We start from the raw sequence: 23079 nt of genomic DNA on the forward strand, positions 1-23079 counted from the left end.
AACGCCCGACCCCTACGTCCCGAACGTAGTGCGCTACCAACTGCGCTACATTCCGCTACCTACTTTATAAGTGGTGCCACCAGGAATCGAACCGGGGACACAAGGATTTTCAGTCCTTTGCTCTACCAACTGAGCTATGGCACCTTTTTCGGTTTGCGGGTGCAAAGATAAAACGTTTTTTTTATACACCAAAATATTCCTGAAAAAATAAAAGAAAAATCTCAAGGTTTTTTCATTTACAGGAATTAAAGGAGTTAGCGGGAGGTATCAGCCGACAATTTGGCTTGGGAGCTAAAGCCAATATACGTCCGATGACGACATCATACATAATAGTAGCGGTTTTAACTCTTTTAAATGAAAGCCGTGCCATCACCTCCCTCTTCCCTTCCAGTGTTTTTTTTGTCTGCCATCTGCAAGGATTTTGTGCTTGTTGTTCTGTAAAACAGTTTGTTATAGGCTTGCATATATCTTTTGCAGATAAAATATCTGCAAGGGTATATGGATAGGGAAACATACTTTCTTTCTTGCTGTAATGCTGATAGATAGTCGTTACGAAATGTCCGATTAAAAGCGTGTGGAGGTTGTGATATTCGTCTTGCCAAACGACAAATTTCGTCTCGTGAGCTGAATAAAATCGTCTCGTGGACCGAAAAAAATCGTCTCGTGGGATGGTTTTATTCGTCTCACGAGGCAGAATTATCCGTCTCACGGAATAAAACCATCTACTTCGGAGGGGCTAAAGTTCACGTTTACGTTGCTAAACCTTAACTTCAGCCTACTGAACCTAAGGTTTGGAGAAAAGTGCCGGTGTCAGTAAGAAACCGTATTGGGGGAATGTATTGGGGTAGCTATAAAAGAAAAGTGAGTATGTTTTGATTCCTTTAAGGAAAATCCCTCTTGCGCCAATGAAAATTGGCGCAAGAGGGAGGCTTTGTTTGAGAGTTGTTTGGGAAGGAGTTTCCTTTCCTATATTGTTAGTCAATATTCGGGTTGATGCTCTTCCAGTCTTCGATGGCAGGAAGTACGCCCATTTCAATCACTTCATCGCGCAACTTGCAGAGGTGGGCATAGCTTTCTTTCAGTTTGGCTTCCTCTTCCGGAGTACCGTTCAGTTCTTTGTAATGTACGCCATCTTTTGTGATTTCTGTCTCCATAGCCATCATGATGTGGTCGAAACCATGGCTGTGCACGTACGTGCCGGCAGGCCAGCGGAACGGTTTGCCACCCATAGCGGCAGCAATCATTTCGATAGATACGTAAGCCGGGCTTTGGAAAGAAGAACGTCCGCGGAGGTTGATGATGTTCGCACCACCTTTGGTTACTTTGCTTTGGATTTCAGCCCATTGCTCTGCGCTCAGGGCAGGAGTGCCGATGATGTCCAGCAAGGGTGTGCCGTCAACTTTGGCAGTAGAAGCGTAGACAGCCATCTGTTCTCCGTGTCCGCCGTATGTGCGGCAGTTCTCTACTTTGTCCGGTGAGATGTGGAAGAACTTGGCAAGCTCGCTACGCAGACGGGTACTGTCGAGGGCGGCAAGTGTGGTTACCTGTGAGGGTTTCAGACCGGAATAGAGCAGGGTGATCAGTCCGGTGATGTCGGCAGGATTGAAGATGACTACCACGTGTTTCACGTCGGGGCAGTATGCCTTTACGTTCTTTCCAAACTCCTCAGCGATGGCAGCATTCCCTTTCAGCAGGTCTTCACGCGTCATGCCGGCTTTGCGGGCAGCACCTCCTGAAGATACGATATACTTGGCATCGGTCAGTGCTTCCTTGATGTCGGAAGTGAAGGTGAGGTTCAAGCCTTCGAAACCGCAGTGATACAGTTCTTCCGCTACGCCTTCCAGTCCCGGTCCATAAGGATCATACAGACAGATGTTGGGAGTCAGGTGCATCATAATGGCGGTTTGTGCCATGTTTGAGCCGATCATGCCGGCTGCTCCTACGATAGTGAGCTTTTCGTTTGTCAGAAATTCCATAATTTTTATGTATTTAAAGGTGAATGTTCTTTTTGTTTCTACTTACTGGATGCAAAAATAACTGTTTTTGAGGATATTTGTTCATAGAAAAAAGTTATAACTCAAATTAAAATGTTATATCCGGTGTTCGAGTATGTCATAAGTCGGAAGTAAAATGTTGTCCGACATCATTTTGTCGCTGTTTTAGGTTCGAATAGCCCTTATTTGGACTGTAAAAACAGACTTTATGCCGATGTTGAGGAAGAATATGTTTGCTTCCACTTCTCTTAGGCAGGTGTTCTCCTTGCCGGATGGCGAAGACGCATTACGTCCCAGTGTACAAAATAGAGTAAGTATGCTTATTTTTGTACTGTTGTACTGCCTCCGGTTTATACTATCTTTTCTCTAAAGAAAGAAATCTTTATCCTGTCGGTGTGAGATTCTCACGATTTTCATTTATATTTGCCGGAAATGAAAGAAGCTATGAATATCGAATTAGGAAAATTCAATCTGTTGAAGGTTGTCAAAGAAGTAGATTTCGGCGTCTATCTGGATGGCGATGAAGATGGAGAAATACTGCTTCCGAAGCGTTATGTACCCGAGGAATGCCGACCGGGTGACGAACTGAATGTATTTATCTATCTGGATGGTGATGAACGGCTGGTAGCCACCACACTGACGCCGTTAGTGCAGGTGGGTGAATTTGCCTGTCTGGAAGTGGCATGGGTCAACGAATACGGTGCATTCCTGAACTGGGGACTGATGAAAGACTTGTTCGTACCCTTTCGCGAGCAGAAGATGAAGATGCAGGTTGGAAAACGCTATGTCATTCATGCCCATTTGGATGACGAAAGTTACCGCATTGTCGCTTCTGCCAAGGTAGACCGTTATCTCTCCAAGGAGCCGGCATCTTATCAGACGGGAGATGAAGTGGACGTACTGATTTGGCAGAAGACGGACTTGGGATTCAAGGCAATCATTGAAAATAAGTATAGCGGACTACTGTACGACAGCGAGATATTCCAGTCTCTTCATACAGGAGACAGAGTGAAAGCATTCATCAAGCAGGTGCGCGAAGACGGCAAGATAGACTTGGTGCTTCAGAAGCCGGGACTTGCCAAAGTGAGCGATTTCTCGAAAACGTTGTTCCAATATATAGAGGAGCATGGCGGCCGAATTTCCCTGAACGACAAAAGTCCGGCAGAGGAGATCTATTCCGCTTTCGGTGTCAGCAAGAAGACCTTCAAGAAAGCAGTGGGCGATCTCTACAAGAAACGTCTCATCCTCTTGCTGGAAGACGGAATCGCACGGGCATAGGCTTGGAACGCCTAAACGGATTAGGGAAATCCCTATTCACAAATAGAGAGAAATAAACGGATAAGTGATAATCCTCTCTTATATTTGTTCTCAACAAAGAACAAGTATTCATGAACGAAGTAAAAATTATGAGTATGAAACGAATATTATTTATCCTGTTTGCCGCTATGAACGTTGCACTATGCAATGCCGGCACAGAGGCTATGAGCAATAGCAGAGTACGTAAGGAAACCCGCTTCCTGACCGACAAGATGGCATACGAGCTGAATCTTAGCGACGAACAATACAACGATGTCTATGAAATCAATTACGATTTCATCTCCGGTGTGCGCTATGTGATGGACGACGTATTGCGGGGATACGAGTGGGCACTCGACCGTTATTACGACTATCTGGACGTGCGCAACGACGACCTTCGTTGGGTGTTGAGCAGTCGCCAGTACGGTCGCTTCATACGTGCCGACTATTTCTACAGACCGATTTATACCAGTGGCAACCATTGGTATTTCCGTGTTTACATCACGTACACCAATCATAACCATTTCTTCTTTCCCCGTCCTTATCACTATCATAAGTATGCGGGCGCCCACTATCGCACGCATTTCCACAATGCCAGTTATTACAAGGGACGCTATAAGCACTCTGCCTACAACGGCACCTATCGTATTCGTGACAATAAGTCCTATATCACGAATCGCCGTTCCGATTTCGGTTCGGTGAACATACGTCCTGGTACAAGCCGCGAACCAGCAAGGAAAGAATCGACATCAACGCGTCGCAGTACCCCACGTGACACGAGCACTTCGCGTACTACCAGCACTTCGCGCAGCAGTGCCGACACATCGCGTAGCAATACAAACTCCTCCCAGCGCAACACGACCCGAACGACGGATACCGGACGCCGCGAAAGCAGGTCCTCCAGCGTGCGGAGTTCTTCCGGAAACAACACGCGCAGTAGCGGCTCTTCTTCCGCAAGAAGCGGCAATTCGAGTCGGTCGAGCCGTTCGTCAGGCGACCGCCGTTGAGCAAAAAAGTGAGCGAATTATTTGTGTATCTGCTGAATAATTCGTTCCTTTGCACCGCTTTCGCGCAATCGCTGTCAGGACATAGAGAGAAGCCTGGTATGTTGCGTTGTAACGATTAAACAATTTAAGAACAATAACAATGGATTTAATTAAAATTGCAGAAGAAGCATTTGCTACAGGCAAGCAATATCCGGCATTCAAGGCTGGTGATACTGTAACGGTAGCATATCGTATTGTCGAAGGTAACAAAGAACGTGTACAGCTGTATCGCGGTGTTGTTATCAAAATCTCCGGTCACGGTGACAAGAGACGTTTCACTGTCCGCAAGATGTCAGGTACTGTAGGTGTAGAACGTATTTTCCCAATTGAATCACCGGCTATCGATAGCATCGAAGTGAACAAGATTGGTAAAGTTCGTCGCGCTAAATTGTACTATCTGCGTGCTCTTACCGGTAAGAAAGCAAGAATCAAAGAAAAAAGAGTTAACGGTTAATCCGTTCAAATCTGATTTCGAAATAAAAAAGGGAAGCCTGTTGTCAGGTTTCCCTTTTTTATTGCTTTGTTTTGCATCTGTTCGGCAGAAACGAATCGGTCGGTTGAGGCATGCGAAGCGGGCATTGCCGTATGAAAAATCCTCCTTTTCCGTTATTTCGGTAAAAGGAGGATTTCGAATAAAAAGGTATGATTCTTATCAGAACCTTTTGGCATTTGAGGTGATGCTACAATAGGATACACCTCCATTTCCATGGGTTATCGAAGGAGAGATTGCATCTCCCGATATCCGATGAACCTTATTTCAGTTCCCAACCCAAGGCACTGGCACCCAATACGGCAGCATCAGAGTCTTTCAGTTCGGATGCCAACAGTTTGGTTTTGCCTTTATAGATGTTCAGCACATTTTCGTCAAGGGCTTTCTGAATGGGCTTGAAGATGTAGTCGCCGGATTTAGCCAGACCACCGAACAGAACAATGGCTTCGGGGCTTGAGAAGGCGATGGCATCTGCCAAAGCTTCACCCAAGATGGTACCTGTGAAGTTGAAAATCTCTTGTGCCAGTTTATCACCCTGCACGGCAGCATCATACACGTCTTTTGATGTGATGTTTTCGGCGGGGATAGAGCGCAGTAAACTGGGTTCGGTGCGTGCAGTCAGGAATTCGCGTGCAGTGCGTGCCACACCGGTAGCTGAGCAATACGTCTCCAGACAGCCGTGACGTCCGCATCCGCAGAGGCGACCGTTTTCGCGGCGGATGATGGTGTGTCCCAACTCTCCGGCAAAGCCGTCGTGTCCGTAAACCATTTGGCCGTTGATGACGATGCCACTGCCGACACCTGTTCCTAAGGTGATCATGATAAAGTCTTTCATGCCTCGTGCGGCACCGTAAGTCATTTCGCCTATGGCGGCGGCGTTAGCGTCGTTGGTCAGTGCTGTGGGGATGCCCAAACGTTCTTCAAACATTGCTGCCAAGGGGATTACGCCTTTCCAAGGCAGATTGGGGGCAAATTCGATGGTTCCGTTATAGTAATTGCCATTGGGAGCACCGATACCGATACCTTTTATCCTTTCCACACCACCGTTTGCGATAATCAGGGGTAACAAATTCTGGCAGACAGCATCCACGTATGCATCTACTTGATCGTGGGCTCCAGTTTTGATGGAACCGCTTGCGATGATAGTTCCACGTGCATCTACAATACCAAAGACGGTGTTCGTTCCGCCTATGTCAATACCTACTACGTAGGGTTTCTCCATGCTCGAATTCATGATATTAAAATTTCATTTAAAGGGTTAGTTAATTGGTTTATGGTTACAAATTACACAAAGAAAAACGACACTTCAAAATCTTTTATAAAAAAAATTGCTCGCTTTGCAACTTTTCGTAACATGGCTGCGTCTAACAGTAAAAATTGATAAGAAAACTGGCTAAAACAAGAGAAATACGTGATACGGCTGAAAGACATTAACAAAACCTACAACAACGGAGCACCCTTGCATGTGCTCAAAGGTATCGACCTCAATATTAAGCGGGGCGAGTTTGTCTCCATTATGGGGGCTTCGGGATCGGGAAAATCTACACTACTTAATATATTGGGTATTCTGGACAACTACGATACCGGTGCATACTACCTGAACGATACGTTAATAAAGGACCTCAGCGAGAGCAAGGCGGCGGAGTATCGGAATCGAATGATTGGTTTCATTTTCCAGTCCTTCAATCTCATCTCTTTTAAGAATGCGATGGAAAACGTGGCGCTTCCGCTTTTTTATCAAGGGGTGGGGCGGCGCAAGCGCAACGCTCTGGCTTTGGAATATTTGGATAGGCTGGGGCTGAAAGAGTGGGCGCACCACATGCCCAATGAGATGTCCGGCGGTCAGAAACAGCGCGTTGCCATTGCGCGGGCACTGATTACCCAGCCGCAGATTATCCTTGCCGACGAACCGACCGGTGCTCTCGACAGTAAGACTTCCGTCGAAGTGATGCAGATTCTGAAAGACCTGCACAAGACTGGGATGACGATTGTCGTAGTCACTCACGAAAGCGGGGTTGCCAACCAGACGGACAAGATTATTCACATCAAGGACGGTATCATCGGCAGTATAGAAGAGAACCTGAATCATGACGCTTCTCCTTTCGGAAAAGACGGTTTCATGAAGTAAGACAGACCGTTTTCATGGAGTAAAACAGTGAAAAACGACCGGCTTATTCATCTTTCAAATCTTAGTTCATTATGTTAGATATCTTTCAAGAAATATACAGCTCTATAAAGAGAAACAAGTTGCGTACGTTCCTTACAGGGTTTGCCGTGGCATGGGGCATCTTTATGCTGATTGTGTTGTTGGGTGCTGGAAACGGTCTTATTCATGCTTTCGAGCACTCTTCTTCGGAGCGTGCCCTCAATTCTATCCGCATCTATCCGGGATGGACGTCCAAGCCCTATGAGGGACTGAAGGAGGGCCGCCGTGTACGCCTGGAGAACAGCGACCTGGAGGCTACCGAAAAATTCTTTCCGGACCACGTGACCAGTGCCGGAGCCACCGTGCGGCAGGACAACGTGAACCTCAGTTTCGGGCAAGAATATGTGAATCTCTCCCTGATGGGCGTGCATCCCAACTATACGGAGGTAGAGACCGTGAAGACTGCCGACGGACGTTTCATCAACCGGAACGACCTGAAGGAACGCCGGAAAGTCATTGTCCTACACAAGAAAACAGCCGAAGTCCTGTTCGGCAAGACGCATACCGAACCTATCGGCAAGTTTGTCAATGCAAGCGGTGTGGCCTATCAGGTGGTTGGCATCTACAACGACCAGGGAGACCGCGGCAACAGCGAAGCCTATATCCCTTTTTCCACCTTGCAAAGCATCTATAACAAAGGAGAACAGCTGAACAGCATCATCTTCACCACGAAGAATCTGGAGACGATAGAGAGCAACGAACAGTTTGAGAGCGCCTACCGTAAAGTGATCGGAGCCAACCGCCGTTTCGACCCTCAGGACAATAGCGCGATCTGGATCTGGAACCGTTTCACCAACTACATGCGTACGCAGAATGCAATGGGGATACTCCGCACCGCTATCTGGGTGATCGGCATCTTCACGTTGCTGAGCGGCATTGTCGGCGTTTCGAACATCATGCTGATTACCGTGAAGGAGCGGACGCGTGAGTTCGGCATCCGTAAGGCATTGGGGGCGAAACCGTTGTCCATACTTTGGCTGATTATTGTGGAGAGCATTGCCATAACTACCTTGTTCGGCTACATAGGCATGGTGGCGGGCATCGCTGTCACGGAATGGATGAATGCCGCCTTTGGCAAGCAGACGATGGATGCAGGCTTGTTCCAGCAGACCATGTTTTCGGACCCGACTGTCGACCTGGGCATTGCCGTGCAGGCCACACTGACTTTAATCGTTGCAGGAACACTGGCAGGCTTCTTCCCTGCAAGGAAAGCGGTAAGCATACGGCCGATAGAGGCTTTGAGGGCGGATTGATGACGGATTGATAACCACTGTTCATTCCCGATAATGACCAAGAACAGAAATATTCGAAGAGTATTCTGTTGCACTATAAAAGGTATTCCATTATACAATAAAAGGTATTCCACTATACTGTAAAAGGTATTCTGTAATGCTATAAATATATGTAAACAAGCATATTATGAGAATAGACATAGATTCTTGTGAGGAAATCCTCATTACGATTACAAGAAACAAGACGCGGAGTCTGCTGACGGCATTCGGCGTGTTCTGGGGCATATTCATGCTGGTTGCCCTTACTGGTGGCGGACAGGCCATGCAGGAGGCCATCAGCTCGGAGTTCAGGGGTTTTGCTACGAACTCGGCTTTTGTGGCCGCGCAGCGGACGGGAGAAGCATACAAAGGCTTCCGGAAAGGACGTTGGTGGGACTTGGAACTTGCGGATATAGACCGCCTGCGCCGTGGGGTTCCGGAGATAGACGTCATCACGCCCTCCTTCGCCTATTGGGGAAGGACGGCTGTGTACGAAGATAAGAAGTACGAATGCAGTGTGAAAGGGCTTTATCCTGACTACGAGCATATAGAGCACCAGGAACTTGCCTACGGACGTTTCATCAATGATGTAGATATCAAGGAGGCACGCAAGGTTTGCGTCATAGGCAAGCGGGTGTACGAAGGGCTGTTCCGTCCGGGTGAAGATCCGTGCGGGAAATACGTCCGGATAGACGGCATCTATTATCAGGTGATCGGCATGTGCATGTCCGTAAGCAACATGAACATACAGGGAGACGCCGAAGAAGCGGTCACCTTGCCCTACACGACCATGAAGCAGGCCTACAACTTGGGAAACCGCGTAGACGTGGTGTGCTTCACGGTGAAGCCGGACATCAAGGTGACAGACGTCCAGGAGAAGGTGGAGCGCATCGTGAAAGCAGCCCATTACATCTCGCCGGACGACAAGCAGGCGGTCATGATGCTGAATGCGGAGGCCATGTTCTCTATGGTGGACAATCTGATGACCGGCATCCGTATCCTGATCTGGATGGTGGGGCTGGGGACGTTGCTTGCCGGAGTGATTGGTGTGTCGAACATCATGATGGTGACGGTGCGCGAGCGGACCACAGAGATCGGTATCCGTCGTGCCATCGGTGCACGGCCGAAGGACATCCTGCAACAGATCCTTTCGGAAAGCATGGTGCTGACTTCCATAGCCGGCATGGCAGGCATCTCGTTTGCCGTACTGGTGTTGCAGGTGATGGAGACGGCGGTCAACGAGCCGGGGCGTGTCACTACTCATTTTCAGGTCTCGTTCGGCCTGGCTGTGGGCACTTGTGCGCTGCTGATTCTCTTAGGGGTGCTTGCCGGACTGTTCCCTGCCTACCGCGCGATGGCTATCAAGCCCATCGAGGCTATCCGGGATGAATAAAAGAGAGACGAACCGTGACAATACAATGAGAAAAGAGAATAAATAATATGAGAAAAGAACATAAATACAATGGGAAAAGCAAATAAATAATATGAGAAAAGAAAAACAATAACATAAGAATCATATGAAAAAGTATCTGAAAATCGCATTATTGGCAGTTGTGGCTGCCATTTTCATCTTTACGTTCGTGTTCCTTTACCGGAAGTCCAGGCCGAAGGTGACGCTCTATGAAACGGTGGCGCCCGCGGTGGCCGACCTGGAGAAAACAACAGTGGCAACCGGAAAGGTAGAGCCGAGAGACGAGATCCTGATCAAGCCCCAGATATCGGGTATCATCGATGAAGTCTACAAAGAAGCCGGACAGAACGTCCGCAAAGGCGAGGTGATAGCCAAGGTGAAGGTGATTCCCGAGCTGGGGACACTGAATGCCGCAGAGAGCCGCGTGCGCCTGGCGGAGCTGAATGCCCGTCAGGGAGAGATGGACTTTGCCCGCATGGAGAAACTCTTCAATGACCGGCTGGTCAGCCGCGAGGAGTACGAAAAGGCGGAGGTGAGCGTGAAGCAGGCGCGCGAGGAGCTACAGACGGCAAAGGATAATCTGGAGATCGTGAAGGAGGGCATCACCAAGAGCAACGCCTCCTTCTCGAGCACACTGATCCGCTCCACCATCGACGGGTTGATACTGGACGTTCCGGTGAAGGCGGGCAACTCGGTGATTATGAGCAATACGTTCAACGACGGAACCACGATTGCCACGGTGGCCAACATGAACGACCTGATATTCCGCGGAAAGATTGACGAGACCGAGGTAGGCCGCGTGCACGAAGGCATGCCGGTGAAGCTGACGATAGGCGCGCTGCAGAACCTGTCGTTCGACGCGACGCTGGAGTACATCTCTCCGAAGGGGGTGGAAGAGAACGGTGCGAACCAGTTTGAGATAAAGGCGGCCGTGCGGGTGCCGGACTCGGTGGTGGTCCGTTCGGGCTATTCGGCCAATGCGGAGATTGTGCTCGAGCGTGCGCATCAGGCGCTCACCCTGCCCGAAAGCACGATTGAGTTCAGCGGCGACAGCACGTTTGTGTATCTGCTGACGGACAGCGTGCCCCAGCAGAAGTTCGAGCGCCGCGCCGTGCGTGTAGGCATGAGCGACGGCATCAAGATCGTCATCCGCGAGGGCGTGGACGGCAAGAGCCGCGTGCGCGGTGCGGAGAAGAAAGACTAAACGGGTGTCGCGGCACCATTTATCATAACCCCATAGAATTGTAGAAAGATGAAGAAGAGACTGATTATAGCCTGCCTCGTGCCGTGCGCTGTCTGGGCACAGGCACAGGAGGAATGGACCTTGCGCCGTTGCATCGACCATGCCATCGACCATAACATAGAGATCCGTCGCGCGGAGAATGCCGCGGAACAGAGCGCAGTGGGCGTGAACACCGCCAAGTGGGCGCGCCTGCCGAACCTGAACGGCGGAGCGGGGCAGAACTGGAACTGGGGACGCACGCAGACGGCGGTGAAGGATGAGGCCACGGGCGACTATTCTACGGTGTACGTCAATACGAACAGCACCAGCACCAGCATGTCGCTCTCCACCACCGTCCCCCTGTTCACCGGGTTGGAGCTTCCGAACCAGTATGCGCTGGCCAAGCTGAACTTCAAGGCCGCCGTTGCGGATTTGGAGAGGGCGAAGGAGGACATCTCCATCAATGTGGCCTCCGCCTACCTGCTGGCACTGCTCGACAAGGAGCTGCACCAGGTGGCCCTCGGACAGGTGGAGCTGAGCCGGGAGCAACTGGCACGTCTCACGCGGCTTGCCGAGCTGGGGAAGGCGTCGCCCGCCGAAGTGGCCGAGGCGAAGGCGCGTGTGGCGCAGGACGAGATGAATGCCGTGCAGGCGGACAACAACTACCGGTTGGCACTGCTCGACCTGAGCCAGCTGATCGAGCTGGAGACGCCCGAAGGACTGGCGCTGCCCCGTCCGGCGGCGATGTCGGACCTGCCCGTCCTGACGCCGCCGGACGAGGTCTATCAGACCGCCCTGACGGCAAAGGCAGCCGTGCGTGCCGCGCAATACCGTCTGGAAGGCAGCAAGCACAGCATCCGCATCGCGCAGAGCAACTATTACCCCCAGCTCAGCCTGAACGGCAGTCTGGGGACGAACTACTATTCCACGCTTGAGCGCAGTTTCAGCCGGCAGATGCGCGACAACTTCAGCAAGTACGTGGGCTTCAACCTCAGCGTGCCCGTCTTCAACCGCTTCTCCACCCGCAACCGGGTGCGTGTGGCGCGGCTTCAGCAGGAGGAGTATGCGTTGCAGTTGGACAACGTGAAGAAGGCGCTTTACAAGGAGATACAGCAGGCGTGGTACACCGCCTTGGCCTCCGAGAGCAAGTACACCAGCAGCCGTACGGCGGCCGAGGCCAGTAAGGAGGCGTTCAGGCTGATGAGCGAGAAGTACGACAACGGCAAGGCGACCGCCGTGGAGTATAACGAGGCGAAGCAGAACCTCATGAGGGCACAGTCCGACGAGCTGCAGGCGAAGTATGAATACCTGTTCCGTACGAAGATACTGGATTTCTATAAGGGGGTGGCGATCGAGTAGGTATCGGGGAGTGGTGCGCGTCGCGTGCGGGAAGGCTGCGGGATGTGTGCGGGAAGACTGCGCGTCGCGTGCAAGAAGGCTGCGGATGGCAAGCCCTGTGTGGACACTCAAATCCAACAATGCAACTATAACGCAGCGGGAAAACGCCATTTAACATCCTTTGATACTATGGAGCCGATATGTTAACGCTACGGTTCCATTTTAACACCAGTCGTTAGGACTGGGAGTGTACTAGCGAGGTACTGGCGGGGTACTGGGGGGGGTAGTGGCGGCGGAGTGGCTGAAAAACGATGAAATTTCGACAAAAATATTAATCTTATTTAACCGGTTTCCGTGAACCGTTTTTCAGCCATGCATCATATTTCCGTGAACCCTTTTTCGGCCGTCCCCCGCAAGACGCGCTATTTGGCATGCCGGATGCCTTCCCTTTTCCTCCGAAAAACCTTCCGCTTTCGCCCGGAAAACCTCCCCCTTTCTCCCGAAACGCCTCCCCGAAACGCCCCTCCTTCTTTTTTCCCCCTATCCCTATATCCATTCTGACCGATTTCATGTATATTTGCCGTATGAATCCATTCGTCAGCATAATCATCCCCTTCTACGGCGAGGCAGACCCTGCCTTGTTGCAGCGCGCCCTCGACTCCATACGCGGACAGGGGATGGCGGAAGAAGAATACGAAATCATCATCACCGACGATGCCGGCCGGACCACTGGCGGCGCGCGCAACAACGGCATGCGGCAGGCCCGGGGCGAGTACCTGCTCTTTGTCGATGCCGACGACATCCTGCTGCCCCGTGCCCTCCCCCCCTGCCTGACACTCCTGAGGCAGCACTCGCCCGACATCCTGCGTTTCGGCTTCCGCCAGATACGGCGCGGCACGACTCCCGCCCCGCCTCCCCAGCCCCACGTACAGCCGCCCACATTCACCCGATACCCCTCCGGCCCCCACTATATGCTGTCCACCAACTTCCTGGGCGTCGTCTGGGCGCACCTCTTCCGCCGCGACATGCTCGAAGCAGCCCGCCTCACCTTCTGCGAGACCAGTCTCTTCGAAGACGAAGAATTCGTGGCCAAAGCCTATTACCACGCCCGAAGCATGCTCGTAGCCCCCTGTCAGGCCTACGGCTACAGCTGCCTGCCCTACGGCTACAACTCTCTGCCCGACTCACGCTCTCTGCCCGACACAGCGCTCGCCCGCTCTAAGAAAATGGACGCCTTCTGCTTCATGCTCCTTCGCCTGAAAGCACTCCACAGTTCCGCGCAGCCGAACACCCTGCCCGAGAAAGCCCTGTGCCGCAGGATACGCTTCCTCACGATAGACTACATCCGCCGGATGCGGTACGACCGATGCCGCATCAACGAGATAAACCGCCGGCTGTCATTCATCAAGCACGTCGGACTCTTGCCCTTGCCCCACCAAGCATACGGCTGGAAGTACCGCCTCACAGCCCTTCTCGTCAACCTCTATGCCCGATTGTTCTTACGAAGATACAAACCCCTATACCCCACCTGCCTATGAAAATACTGCTACTCGGAGAATTTAGCGGCCTGCACTGGAACCTTGCCGAAGGCCTGCGCGCCTTAGGATGCCACGTCACCGTAGCCTCCGACGGCTGCGGCTGGCGCAACTACCCGCGCGACATCGCCCTCGACCGCCCGACCGACAGCCTGCGCCACGGCATCGCCTGCCTCCTGAGCATCCTGCGACACCTGCCCGAATTCCGCGGATACGACGTAGTCCAGCTCATCAGCCCCTACTTCCTCCGCCTGCGGAGCGAACGCACCCTGCCCGTCTACCGCTACCTGAAGCGCCACAACGGCAAAGTCTTCCTGGGCGCCTTCGGCACCGACTACTACTACGCCCGCGCCTGCATGGAGACCGATACCTTCCGATACTCCGACTTCAAGATAGGCGACCGATACCGCGACACCCCCTTCAACCGCGTCACCCTCCAAGACTGGTACCACGGCGCCTCCGCCCGCGCCACCCGCGCCATTGCCCAGACCTGCGACGGAATCATCGCCTGCCTGTGGGAATACTACGTCTCCTACCGGCCCCACTTCCCCCGGAAGACCGTCTTCATCCCCCTGCCCATCGACCGGCGCGAAATCGTCCCGCGCGTGCGCGCCGTGCCCCAAGTCCTCAACTTCTTCGTCGGCGTGCAGACGGCACGCAGCAACCTGAAGGGAACGGACATCATGCTCCCCGTCCTCCGCCAGGTGCAACGGCGATACCCCGACCTCTGCCGCATCACCGAAGTGCACGACGTCCCCTACGACCGCTACCGGCAGCTGATGGACGACGCCGACGTCCAGTTGGACCAACTCTACTCCTACACCCCCTCCATGAACTCCCTGCTCGCCATGGCCAAGGGCCTGACCGTAGTGGGAGGCGGCGAACCCGAAAACTATGACATCATCAACGAACCCCGCCTACGCCCCATCATCAACGTCCTGCCCGACCGGCAGGACATCTACCGGAAGCTGGAAGACCTTGTCCTCCACCGCGAACGCATCCCCGAACTCTCGGCACAGAGCATCGAATACGTGGCACGGCATCACGACCACATCGAGGTGGCCCGCCGCTACCTCGACTTCTGGAGCAGACGGTAAACATCGTCCCGCCCTTGTCTCGCTTTTGCCTCGTTCTTCTATCCTCGTGTCGGCTTTTTTCTGTACACTTTCCCCCTCCTCGCAGTCCTTCTTCCTCCCTTCGGGACGCATGCGCGAGGGGCAGATTGACCCTTCGTCGGACGGATTTCACCTTTCGCACGGACATGCCTTTTCCTCTGTCGCATAGCCCCCCCCTTAAGGTATGATGTAACATGAGCAAAGAAAAATGATATAAATCTCCCCCATGATGTAATATCGGCAAAGGAATATGTTAGATAACCGAATCCTGTTTTCAAAAATCTTGTGTATATTTGTTGTCGGGAGATTCAGCCTCAGGCGTCCGGACCGGATGCTTCGCTGACGAATACTTCCCGCTACCGAAAACTCTAACGAAAAAAGATATGACCATGCGAAACCGTTTTTGTATTTTTCTACTGGCAGTCATTGCCTATAGTGGCGCGATTCTTGCGCAAACCCGCCGTGCCGGCAATCCGGTGATTTATGCCGATGTGCCGGACATGTCCATCGTCCGGGTGGGAGACACGTATTACATGAGCAGCACAACCATGCACATGGCCCCCGGCGTCCCCATCATGAAGTCGAAAGACCTCGTGAACTGGCAACTGGTGAGCTACTGCTATGACGTCCTCGACGACATGGACGAACTGAACCTCACCGGTGGCAAGAGCACCTACGGGCGAGGCTCTTGGGCAAGCTGCATCCGTTATCATAATAAGAGGTATTACGTAACCACCTTTGCCCAGACCACCGGAAAGACATACGTCTTCACCACCGACAACATAGAGAAAGGCTCCTGGACCACCACCACTTTCACCCCCGCCCATCACGACCACACAGTCTTCTTCGACGATGACGGCCGCATCTACATCATTTGGGGCGGAGGCCGGTTGCACGTAGCCGAACTGAAAGACGACCTGTCCGGCCTCAAGGAAGGCACGGAGCGGATACTCATCGAAAACGCCAGTGCCCCCTCGGGCAACAACGTCAGCCTGCCTGCCGAAGGCTCGCAGCTCTTCAAGGTGAACGGGAAGTATTATCTCTTCAACATCACCTGGCCCAAGGGCGGAATGCGCACCGTGGTCGTCCATCGCTCCGACAGCATGGACGGACCGTGGGAAGGCAAGGTCGTCCTTCAGGACAAAGGCGTTGCCCAAGGTGGCCTGGTCGATACCCCCGACGGAAGGTGGTTTGCCTATCTATTCCGCGACAATGGTTCGGTGGGGCGCATCCCTTACTTGGTTCCTGTGAAGTGGGAAGAGGGCTGGCCCGTGCTCGGCATCGACGGCAAAGTGCCCGACACGCTGGAACTTCCTGCCGGCAAAGGCCTGATTCCGGGCATTGTCGCCTCAGACGAGTTTACCCGCAAGAAGGGGGACGCCGCCTTGCCCCTGGTCTGGCAGTGGAACCATAACCCCGACAACTCCCTCTGGTCCGTCAGCGAACGCAAGGGCCATCTCCGCCTGAAGACCGGCCGCCTGGACAATGACTTCCTGCAGGCACGCAACACCCTGACGCAACGCACCATCGGTCCCGCCTGCTCTGCGACCACTTCCCTCGACCTGTCTGCCATGAAAGAGGGAGACTTCGCAGGACTTGCCCTCTTGCAGAAGAAGTACGGGCTGGTAGGCGTGAAGGCAGAAGGCGGCGTGAAGAAACTGGTCATGGTCAGCGCACAGACCGACAAGCCGGAGGAGGTGGAAAGCCTGCCGCTGAACCAAAATACCGTATTCCTGAAAGCGACTTGCAACTTCGTGGAACGGGCGGACGAAGCGGACTTCTACTATAGCCTGGATGGCAAGAAGTGGGTGAAGATAGGCAGCCGGCTCAAGATGGCCTATACCATTCCGCACTTCATGGGATATCGCTTCGGCCTCTTCAACTATGCAACGCAGACGGCAGGCGGTTATGTGGACTTCGACTATTTCCGTATCGCTGGAGAGTGAGCCTTTGTCTCCTCGTCTCCTCGTCTCCTCGTCACCTTGTTTCCTGCGAAACTTGAACTTGCGAAAGTTGAGCAAACAATTATAAATCAGTAATCCGTATTTAGCAATGAAAAAAGAAAAAGTAATATTCTCGACAGGCAGACAGGTCATCCTGTTCTTCCTCTGTATGGCAATGTTCTCTACAGGAGGATTTGCCCAACATGGCAAAAGTAAGAAAGTAAAGAACGCCCCCGTCTTCTCGCAAGTGGTCTATCAGGGAGACGACAAAGTCTACAATGAGCATCCGCTGAAGGCTGGTGAGTTCTACAACCCCATCTTGCAGGGCTGCTATCCCGACCCGGCCATCACCCGCAAGGGCGACGACTATTTCCTGGTCTGCTCCTCCTTTGCCATGTTCCCCGGTGTCCCCATCTTCCATTCCAAAGACTTGGTGAACTGGACGCAGATAGGCCATGTGCTTGACCGCACCTCACAGCTGAAAGTGCACGACACGGGCATCAGCGCCGGTGTGTATGCCCCCGCCATCAAGTACAATCCCAATAACGATACGTTCTACATGATTACAACCCAGTTTGCCGGAGACTTCGGGAATATCATCGTGAAGACCAAAGACCCCTTCAAGGGCTGGAGCGATCTGGTGAAGCTGAACTTTGAAGGAATAGACCCTTCCATCTTCTTCGATGATGACGGAAAGGCATACGTGGTTCATAACGACGCCCCTAACCGAGGCGAAGCGCTCTATGAAGGGCATCGTGTCATCAAGATATGGGAGTATGATGTAGAGAACGACCAAGTGATAGCCGGAACAGACCGCATCATCGTGAACGGCGGAGTGGACTTGGCAAAGAAGCCTATCTGGATAGAAGCGCCACATCTTTATAAGAAAGACGGACGCTACTACCTGATGTGTGCCGAAGGCGGCACGGGTGGCTGGCACAGCGAGGTAATCTTTGTCAGCGATACCCCCAAGGGACCCTATAAGCCTGCTCCGAGCAATCCCATCCTGAGCCAGCGGTATCTGAATCCCGACCGTGCGAACAAAGTGGACTGGGCAGGCCATGCTGACCTGGTAGAGACGCCCGACGGCAAGTATTATGGTGTATTCCTGGCGATACGTCCGAACGAGAAGGGAAGAGTGAACATGGGGCGTGAGACGTTCATTCTGCCAGTGGACTGGTCAGGTGAGTTCCCTGTCTTCGAGAACGGACTTATCCCGATGGAACCTAAACTGAACATGCCCGAAGGCGTGGAGAACAAGACGGGCAAAGAGGGTTACTTCCCTAACGGCAACTTCACGTTCACTGAGAACTTCACGTCTCCACAGTTGGATTATCGCTGGATTGGCTTGCGGGGTCCCCGCGAGGAGTTTGCCTCCGTGCTGAAGGAGGGTGGTTTGCAAATCACTCCCTTCCCCGTGACCATCAAGGAGGTGAAACCCACTTCAACCCTCTTCCACAGACAGCAGCACAACAACTTCTCCTTTACTGCAACACTGAAATACGCTCCGAAATCGGAAAAGGACTTGGCAGGCATTACCTGCGCACAGAGCGAAAGGTTCAACTATGTGTTTGGTGTGACCAAAAAGGATAAAGACTTCTATCTGGTACTGGAGAGGACAGAAAGAGGTACTTCGAGAGTGCTTGCCAGCACCAAGGTGGAGTTGAAAGAACCGATTCGCCTGCAAGTGAAGGGAACAGGCGATGACTATGAATTCAGTTACTCTACCGGTGGCGACCGCTTTGTACGCTTGGGCGGCATCGTGTCTGGTGATATTCTCTCAACCAATGTAGCCGGAGGATTTACAGGTTGCCTGCTCGGTCTGTATGCTACTTCGGCCAATGATATCCTTGTGGAATAATCTGCAGTAAAAAGCGGTTATGGTATAAAGGAATTTATGCAATCGATAATCCTTCCGATCTCTCTGTCCGTCAGCAGGGGGGAGATGGGAAGGCTTAACTCCTCGTTATGGATGCGTTCCGTAATGGGGAGTTTCTGCATTCCATACGCCTGTCGTAGCGCCGCCTGTCGATGAGGCGGGACGGGATAGTGGATTTGTGTCTGGATGTGATGCGCGGCCAGATGCTGCTGTAGCTTGTCCCTGTGGGGAGAGAAGACGGGGAAGATGTGGAAAACGTTGTCTGCACCGATGCCCTGGGGGGCGATGTTGTTCCGTAGGTGCAGTCGTCCCCAGTGGATATGTTCGTGGTATAGGCGGGCTATTTCGCGGCGGCGGGCATTGTCCTTGTCCAGGCGGGGAAGTTTTACGGAGAGGGCGGCTGCTTGCAGTTCATCCAGGCGGCTGTTGATGCCTGGGTACTGGTGGATGTATTTGGTTGTGGAACCGTAGTTGGCAATGGCACGGATGAGAGTGGCAAGGTGGGCGTCGTTTGTTGTGACGGCTCCCCCGTCTCCCAGTGCGCCTAAGTTCTTGGCGGGGTAGAAGCTGAAGGCAGCGGCATCACCCAGGTTGCCGGCACGCAAAGGCTGTTCTTCGCCTCTTCGAAGGCTTTCACTGGAAATGATGCAGCCTCTTCGGAAGTCTTCGCAGGGAATGCTACCGTGTGCTTGGGATGCTTTAAGGCAGATAGCTCCATGTGCTTGTGCGGCATCTTCTATGATTTTCAGTCCGTAGCGGGTGGCGAGGTCGTGTATTCCCTGCATGTCTGCCAGGCGGCCGTACAGGTGGACGGGCAGGATGGCACGTGTGCGCGGGGTAATCAGGGTTTCGGCATAGGCGGTGTCGATGTTGCATGTTGCAGGAGAAGGCTCGCAGAGCACGGGTTTCAGACCGGCGCGCAGGATGGCGAGCAGGGTGGCGATGTAGGTGTTGGCGGGGACAATCACTTCGTCTCCGGCAGACATCGTTCCTGCTTCGCGGTAAGCGAGGAAGATGAGGGTGAGGGCATCCAGTCCGTTTCCGGTACCGATGCAGTGGACGGTTCCGCAGTAACGGGCGAAGTCTTGCTCGAAGCGGGCTGTGGCTTCACCGTAGAGGTACCATCCGCTGCGGGAGACGCGCGCGAGGGCGTCGGAGAGGGCCGGTTCGAAAGAGGCGTTGAGCTGTTGCAGGTCCAAGTACTTTATCATGGGTTCGGTTGGTGGATGAGGTTAGAGTTTTAGTTCATAGATGTCGTATAGGATTGCCCTTGCGCCGAAACCTTCTTTCTGGAAGAGCAGTCCTTCGTTCAGTATCTGTCCGCCCTGTTCGGTGGATATGCCGAAGTCGAAGTAGCGTTTGTGGGCATAACGCTCGCATATCAGTTGCTGGAACAGTAAGTCGAGTGCGCCTTGTTTCTTTCCGAGTGGAGAGGCGGCGATGTATTGCACGTGGGCCACTTGTTCCGTCTCGTAGACGACGCATCCGCCCAAGGTCTCTTTACCATTACATACGCGGAAGAGGGCGATCTGTTGGGGGAAGTTCCGGTGGAGCCGGCAGATCTCTTCCAGGGTGTGTACGGGGGAGGTGTGATACCGTTCGTGCAGGTTTGCTTCCAGTATCTCCCAGAAAGAGGCAAAGTCTTCGTCTTCGGTGATGGTCAGGGCATGTGCCAGGGCCTTTTTCTGCTGGCGTCGGCGGAGCGTGCGGAAGGGTAGCCGGTCGGCAGGGGCGATGGTTGATGAGAGGCTACGGGCGGTAAGTGTGGCTCCCATACGGGTGAGGACATACAGGTCTTCTTCCGCTGGATAGCGATGATAGATGTGGGGTATGGCGCGATAGATGAATGATTTCAGATGGTATTCTTCTTGCAGGTATCCGAGTACGGCGTGGAACGCATCCCTCACCTGCTGCAAGGTTATGGAGGGAGACATGACCATTCCGGCGTAAGTCAGCCCCTGATGGGAATAGAAACAGCTGTCGGAGATATTGCCCGGCAATACGGCTATTAGTCTTTTATTGCAATAGATGAGCAGGGAGCAATCCTCGAAACGGTCGGCATGATAATCCATGTACTCACGCAGCAATAGAAATGTCCCGTTCTTGGAGTGGCAGACAAAGCGGTTCCAGCGCTCTTTGTCCTCTGCCGAATAGCGGACTATGTTCCATTTGGGGATGGTTGTTCTACTAATTCCCATGTCTTTATTTGTAGGATAGCGTTAAAGCTTCTCTGATATTAATCTGATATTAATCTGTTTTTTCGTTTCTTTTCTCCTGCCTTTCTTCCGCCTTCTGTGCTGTCTTGCTCCGCCTTCTGCGGTGTTTTGCTCCGGTGGCCATACGGGCATTCCTGTTTTCGTACATATAGGCATGTCCCGATGCTTCTGCCGGGTACGGATGATGCCTTTGATGGGTACGGATAGTGCAAATATAGACATATATGATTAAAAATTATTGGTTTTCTCTTCTTATAGTCCGAAAAAAAGAAAAAAGTACCTTTTTTCTTCCCTTTACGATGGGATGAAAATAGTATTATGTATATTTGTAGCCATCTAAAAAAACTGAACAAAATGAAAAGAATGACCTTGAAAATTATTTCTTGTGCGCTCTTGCTGATTGTACTGTCACTGAGTTCCTGTGAATCTGCATATAAAGTGGTACAAGCGAAAGGCACGATGGTAGCCATTGATTCTACATGGGACGCGAAGCCAGATGCCGAGGCTGTGACGTTGCTGGCCGGGTATAAGGCAAAAGTTGACAGTGTCATGTATCGTGTGGTAGGTACGGCGGAAATGAGCATGGACAAGGGAGCACCCGAAAGCCTGCTTTCCAATCTGGTGGCCGACGTGCTGCGTAATGCTGCCGGACAGGTGCTGGGTAAGCCTGCCGACATGGGATTGGTGAATATGGGTGGACTGCGCAATGTGTTGACCGAAGGTCCCATTACCTGCGAGAACATTTATGAGATATTGCCTTTTGAAAACTCCCTTTGCGTGCTGACCATGAAAGGTGTCTATCTGAAAGAACTGTTTAATAATATTGCGGTGCGTCATGGTGAAGGGGTCAGCGGAGTACAACTCGTGATAACAAAAGACGGAAGACTGTTCCAAGGCACGGTCGGCAGTCGCCCGGTAGAGGATGAACAGCTCTATACCATTGCCACCATAGACTACCTGGCCGATGGAAACGACGGTATGTTGGCTTTACCCCAGGCGGAGAAGCGGGAGTGTCCCGAAGGAGCCACCTTGCGCGGCCTGTTCATGGACTACGTGGAACGTCAGACTGCAGCAGGAAAGAAGATAACCTCCCGTATGGAGGGCAGAGTGATCGTGAAGGACGAGTGATCACCCGCTTTTTTTTAAAACCATTAAACCAGAAATCATAACGCTTATATTTATCATTCATGAAACGATATATTCTTATCTTATTGACAATCGGCTGTCTCCTTCCGGTTTCAGCACAGCAATCCAATGGAGCTATTCATCAGGAACCTCTTTGTCTGCTGACTCCCGATTCGGACCAAGGCACCAAGCAGCTGGTGATATTGCAGACAAGCGATACGCATAGCCGCATCGAACCTATTGCCGCCCGTGCAGCCGACCGCAATGCTGGCATGGGAGGGACGGTTCGCCGTTCTACTTTCATAAAGGAAGCGCGTGAGGCGAATCCCGACCTGTTGCTATTCGACTGTGGGGACATCTCTCAGGGAACGCCTTATTATAACATGTTTCAAGGTGAGGTGGAAATCAAGATGATGAACCTCATGGGCTACGATGCCATGACGATTGGCAACCATGAATTTGATTTCGGCTTGGAGAACATGGCACGCCTGTTCCGCATGGCACGCTTCCCCGTCGTATGTGCCAATTACGATGTGACGGGCACCGTGCTCGAAGGCCTGGTAAAACCCTACGTCATCCTCGAACGCGCCGGACTGACCATTGGTGTCTTCGGCCTCGCCCCAAAGATGGAAGGGCTGGTGCAAGCCGATAAGTGTGAAGGGGTGGTCTATAACGACCCTATCGAAGCGGCCCGGAAAACCGTGGACATCCTGAAGAACCAAGAAAAATGTGATGTCGTTATCTGCCTGTCCCATCTTGGCTATCAGCTGGAGAACGCTCCTTGCGATGTGGAGTTGGCACAGAAAACGAATCATATTGATGCCATTCTGGGCGGACACACTCATACCTTCATGAAAGAGCCGGTCATCTATCTGAACAAGGACGGTGAAAATGTGCCTGTGCTGCACTCTGGAAAAAGCGGTATTTATGTTGGTATGCTGAAACTGACGTTAACCCAAGATAAAACCTCTAAATCTTCATCCAAGTAACCT

Annotated in this window: 18 protein-coding genes and 1 tRNA gene; 14 read left to right on the forward strand and 5 right to left on the reverse strand. The window is 52.4% G+C overall.

Annotated elements, in window-relative coordinates; all coding sequences use genetic code 11:
* Positions 1–71: 71 nt before the first annotated feature.
* Positions 72–144: transfer RNA gene (locus tag QZ323_RS11310), tRNA-Phe, on the reverse strand.
* A gap of 830 nt (positions 145–974) precedes the next feature.
* A complete protein-coding gene (locus QZ323_RS11315) occupies positions 975–1976 on the reverse strand; it encodes a malate dehydrogenase (RefSeq protein ID WP_294634804.1) in 1002 nt (333 codons plus the stop codon).
* 462 nt (positions 1977–2438) lie between these two features.
* Here QZ323_RS11315 and QZ323_RS11320 point away from each other — a divergent pair, with 462 nt between their 5' ends.
* The 3 genes from QZ323_RS11320 (at position 2439) to rplS (ending at position 4790) form a co-directional block, all read left to right on the forward strand.
* Positions 2439–3272, forward strand: coding sequence for a S1-like domain-containing RNA-binding protein (locus QZ323_RS11320; protein ID WP_294634805.1), 834 nt, complete (start codon positions 2439–2441; stop codon positions 3270–3272).
* 134 nt (positions 3273–3406) lie between these two features.
* On the forward strand, positions 3407–4297 hold the full coding sequence (locus QZ323_RS11325; RefSeq protein WP_294634806.1) for a hypothetical protein: 891 nt from the start codon (positions 3407–3409) through the stop codon (positions 4295–4297).
* Positions 4298–4436: 139 nt separating this feature from the next.
* The gene (gene rplS / locus QZ323_RS11330; RefSeq protein WP_294634807.1) at positions 4437–4790 is read left to right on the forward strand and encodes a 50S ribosomal protein L19; all 354 of its coding nucleotides are present in this window, start codon (positions 4437–4439) and stop codon (positions 4788–4790) included.
* 298 nt (positions 4791–5088) lie between these two features.
* On the opposite strand, the gene QZ323_RS11335 is transcribed toward rplS, so the two are convergent.
* Positions 5089–6060, reverse strand: coding sequence for an ROK family protein (locus tag QZ323_RS11335; protein ID WP_294634808.1), 972 nt, complete (start codon positions 6058–6060; stop codon positions 5089–5091).
* Between the two features lie 177 nt (positions 6061–6237).
* Between QZ323_RS11335 and QZ323_RS11340 the strand changes: the two genes are divergently transcribed.
* The 9 genes from QZ323_RS11340 to QZ323_RS11380 all read left to right on the forward strand — a co-directional run bounded on the left by QZ323_RS11340 (position 6238) and on the right by QZ323_RS11380 (position 18728).
* Positions 6238–6954 carry an ABC transporter ATP-binding protein gene (locus tag QZ323_RS11340; RefSeq protein ID WP_294634809.1) on the forward strand — a complete coding sequence of 239 codons (717 nt, stop codon included), beginning with the start codon at positions 6238–6240 and terminating at the stop codon, positions 6952–6954.
* 71 nt (positions 6955–7025) lie between these two features.
* Entirely contained in the window at positions 7026–8285 is a 1260-nt protein-coding gene (locus QZ323_RS11345) for an ABC transporter permease (RefSeq protein ID WP_294634810.1), read from the forward strand.
* A gap of 166 nt (positions 8286–8451) precedes the next feature.
* On the forward strand, positions 8452–9696 hold the full coding sequence (locus QZ323_RS11350) for an ABC transporter permease (protein WP_294634811.1): 1245 nt from the start codon (positions 8452–8454) through the stop codon (positions 9694–9696).
* 124 nt (positions 9697–9820) lie between these two features.
* The gene (locus QZ323_RS11355; RefSeq protein WP_294634812.1) at positions 9821–10918 is read left to right on the forward strand and encodes an efflux RND transporter periplasmic adaptor subunit; all 1098 of its coding nucleotides are present in this window, start codon (positions 9821–9823) and stop codon (positions 10916–10918) included.
* 48 nt (positions 10919–10966) lie between these two features.
* Positions 10967–12295 (forward strand): TolC family protein, encoded by a 1329-nt coding sequence (locus QZ323_RS11360; protein WP_294634814.1) that lies wholly within the window; start codon positions 10967–10969, stop codon positions 12293–12295.
* A 563-nt stretch (positions 12296–12858) separates the two neighbouring features.
* Positions 12859–13812, forward strand: a complete 954-nt coding sequence (locus QZ323_RS11365) for a glycosyltransferase family 2 protein (protein WP_294634815.1) — start codon at positions 12859–12861, stop codon at positions 13810–13812.
* Positions 13809–14906 carry a glycosyltransferase gene (locus tag QZ323_RS11370; protein ID WP_294634816.1) on the forward strand — a complete coding sequence of 366 codons (1098 nt, stop codon included), beginning with the start codon at positions 13809–13811 and terminating at the stop codon, positions 14904–14906. The genes QZ323_RS11365 and QZ323_RS11370 overlap by 4 nt, the downstream gene beginning before the upstream one ends.
* 407 nt (positions 14907–15313) lie before the next feature.
* A complete protein-coding gene (locus QZ323_RS11375; protein WP_294634817.1) occupies positions 15314–16870 on the forward strand; it encodes a glycoside hydrolase 43 family protein in 1557 nt (518 codons plus the stop codon).
* 166 nt (positions 16871–17036) lie between these two features.
* Positions 17037–18728, forward strand: coding sequence for a glycoside hydrolase family 43 protein (locus tag QZ323_RS11380; protein WP_294634824.1), 1692 nt, complete (start codon positions 17037–17039; stop codon positions 18726–18728).
* Positions 18729–18745: 17 nt separating this feature from the next.
* Here QZ323_RS11380 and QZ323_RS11385 read toward each other — a convergent pair whose 3' ends face one another.
* Both QZ323_RS11385 and QZ323_RS11390 read right to left on the reverse strand, forming a co-directional pair.
* Positions 18746–19957 (reverse strand): DegT/DnrJ/EryC1/StrS family aminotransferase, encoded by a 1212-nt coding sequence (locus tag QZ323_RS11385; RefSeq protein ID WP_294634818.1) that lies wholly within the window; start codon positions 19955–19957, stop codon positions 18746–18748.
* 21 nt (positions 19958–19978) lie between these two features.
* Positions 19979–20944 (reverse strand): GNAT family N-acetyltransferase, encoded by a 966-nt coding sequence (locus QZ323_RS11390; RefSeq protein WP_294634819.1) that lies wholly within the window; start codon positions 20942–20944, stop codon positions 19979–19981.
* A 372-nt stretch (positions 20945–21316) separates the two neighbouring features.
* On the opposite strand from QZ323_RS11390, the gene QZ323_RS11395 reads away from it, so the two are divergent.
* Both QZ323_RS11395 and QZ323_RS11400 read left to right on the forward strand, forming a co-directional pair.
* Complete coding sequence (locus QZ323_RS11395) at positions 21317–22090, forward strand: 5'-nucleotidase (RefSeq protein ID WP_294634820.1); 774 nt, start codon at positions 21317–21319, stop codon at positions 22088–22090.
* 59 nt (positions 22091–22149) lie between these two features.
* A complete protein-coding gene (locus tag QZ323_RS11400) occupies positions 22150–23076 on the forward strand; it encodes a metallophosphatase (RefSeq protein ID WP_294634822.1) in 927 nt (308 codons plus the stop codon).
* Positions 23077–23079: the final 3 nt, after the last annotated feature.

It is taken from the genome of uncultured Bacteroides sp., assembly GCF_910585845.1.
GTDB lineage: Bacteria > Bacteroidota > Bacteroidia > Bacteroidales > Bacteroidaceae > Bacteroides.

What these genes read in the sequence shown, in the direction of transcription:
- QZ323_RS11385 (WP_294634818.1), bottom strand. Translation starts at nt 19,957, where the DNA reads ATGATAAAGTACTTGGACCTGCAACAGCTCAACGCCTCTTTCGAACCG.
- QZ323_RS11315 (WP_294634804.1), bottom strand. Translation starts at nt 1,976, where the DNA reads ATGGAATTTCTGACAAACGAAAAGCTCACTATCGTAGGAGCAGCCGGC.
- QZ323_RS11370 (WP_294634816.1), top strand. Translation starts at nt 13,809, where the DNA reads ATGAAAATACTGCTACTCGGAGAATTTAGCGGCCTGCACTGGAACCTT.
- QZ323_RS11345 (WP_294634810.1), top strand. Translation starts at nt 7,026, where the DNA reads ATGTTAGATATCTTTCAAGAAATATACAGCTCTATAAAGAGAAACAAG.
- QZ323_RS11325 (WP_294634806.1), top strand. Translation starts at nt 3,407, where the DNA reads ATGAAACGAATATTATTTATCCTGTTTGCCGCTATGAACGTTGCACTA.
- QZ323_RS11365 (WP_294634815.1), top strand. Translation starts at nt 12,859, where the DNA reads ATGAATCCATTCGTCAGCATAATCATCCCCTTCTACGGCGAGGCAGAC.
- QZ323_RS11380 (WP_294634824.1), top strand. Translation starts at nt 17,037, where the DNA reads ATGGCAATGTTCTCTACAGGAGGATTTGCCCAACATGGCAAAAGTAAG.
- QZ323_RS11395 (WP_294634820.1), top strand. Translation starts at nt 21,317, where the DNA reads ATGAAAAGAATGACCTTGAAAATTATTTCTTGTGCGCTCTTGCTGATT.
- QZ323_RS11320 (WP_294634805.1), top strand. Translation starts at nt 2,439, where the DNA reads ATGAATATCGAATTAGGAAAATTCAATCTGTTGAAGGTTGTCAAAGAA.
- QZ323_RS11390 (WP_294634819.1), bottom strand. Translation starts at nt 20,944, where the DNA reads ATGGGAATTAGTAGAACAACCATCCCCAAATGGAACATAGTCCGCTAT.
- QZ323_RS11350 (WP_294634811.1), top strand. Translation starts at nt 8,452, where the DNA reads ATGAGAATAGACATAGATTCTTGTGAGGAAATCCTCATTACGATTACA.
- QZ323_RS11375 (WP_294634817.1), top strand. Translation starts at nt 15,314, where the DNA reads ATGCGAAACCGTTTTTGTATTTTTCTACTGGCAGTCATTGCCTATAGT.
- QZ323_RS11355 (WP_294634812.1), top strand. Translation starts at nt 9,821, where the DNA reads ATGAAAAAGTATCTGAAAATCGCATTATTGGCAGTTGTGGCTGCCATT.
- rplS (WP_294634807.1), top strand. Translation starts at nt 4,437, where the DNA reads ATGGATTTAATTAAAATTGCAGAAGAAGCATTTGCTACAGGCAAGCAA.
- QZ323_RS11360 (WP_294634814.1), top strand. Translation starts at nt 10,967, where the DNA reads ATGAAGAAGAGACTGATTATAGCCTGCCTCGTGCCGTGCGCTGTCTGG.
- QZ323_RS11335 (WP_294634808.1), bottom strand. Translation starts at nt 6,060, where the DNA reads ATGAATTCGAGCATGGAGAAACCCTACGTAGTAGGTATTGACATAGGC.
- QZ323_RS11400 (WP_294634822.1), top strand. Translation starts at nt 22,150, where the DNA reads ATGAAACGATATATTCTTATCTTATTGACAATCGGCTGTCTCCTTCCG.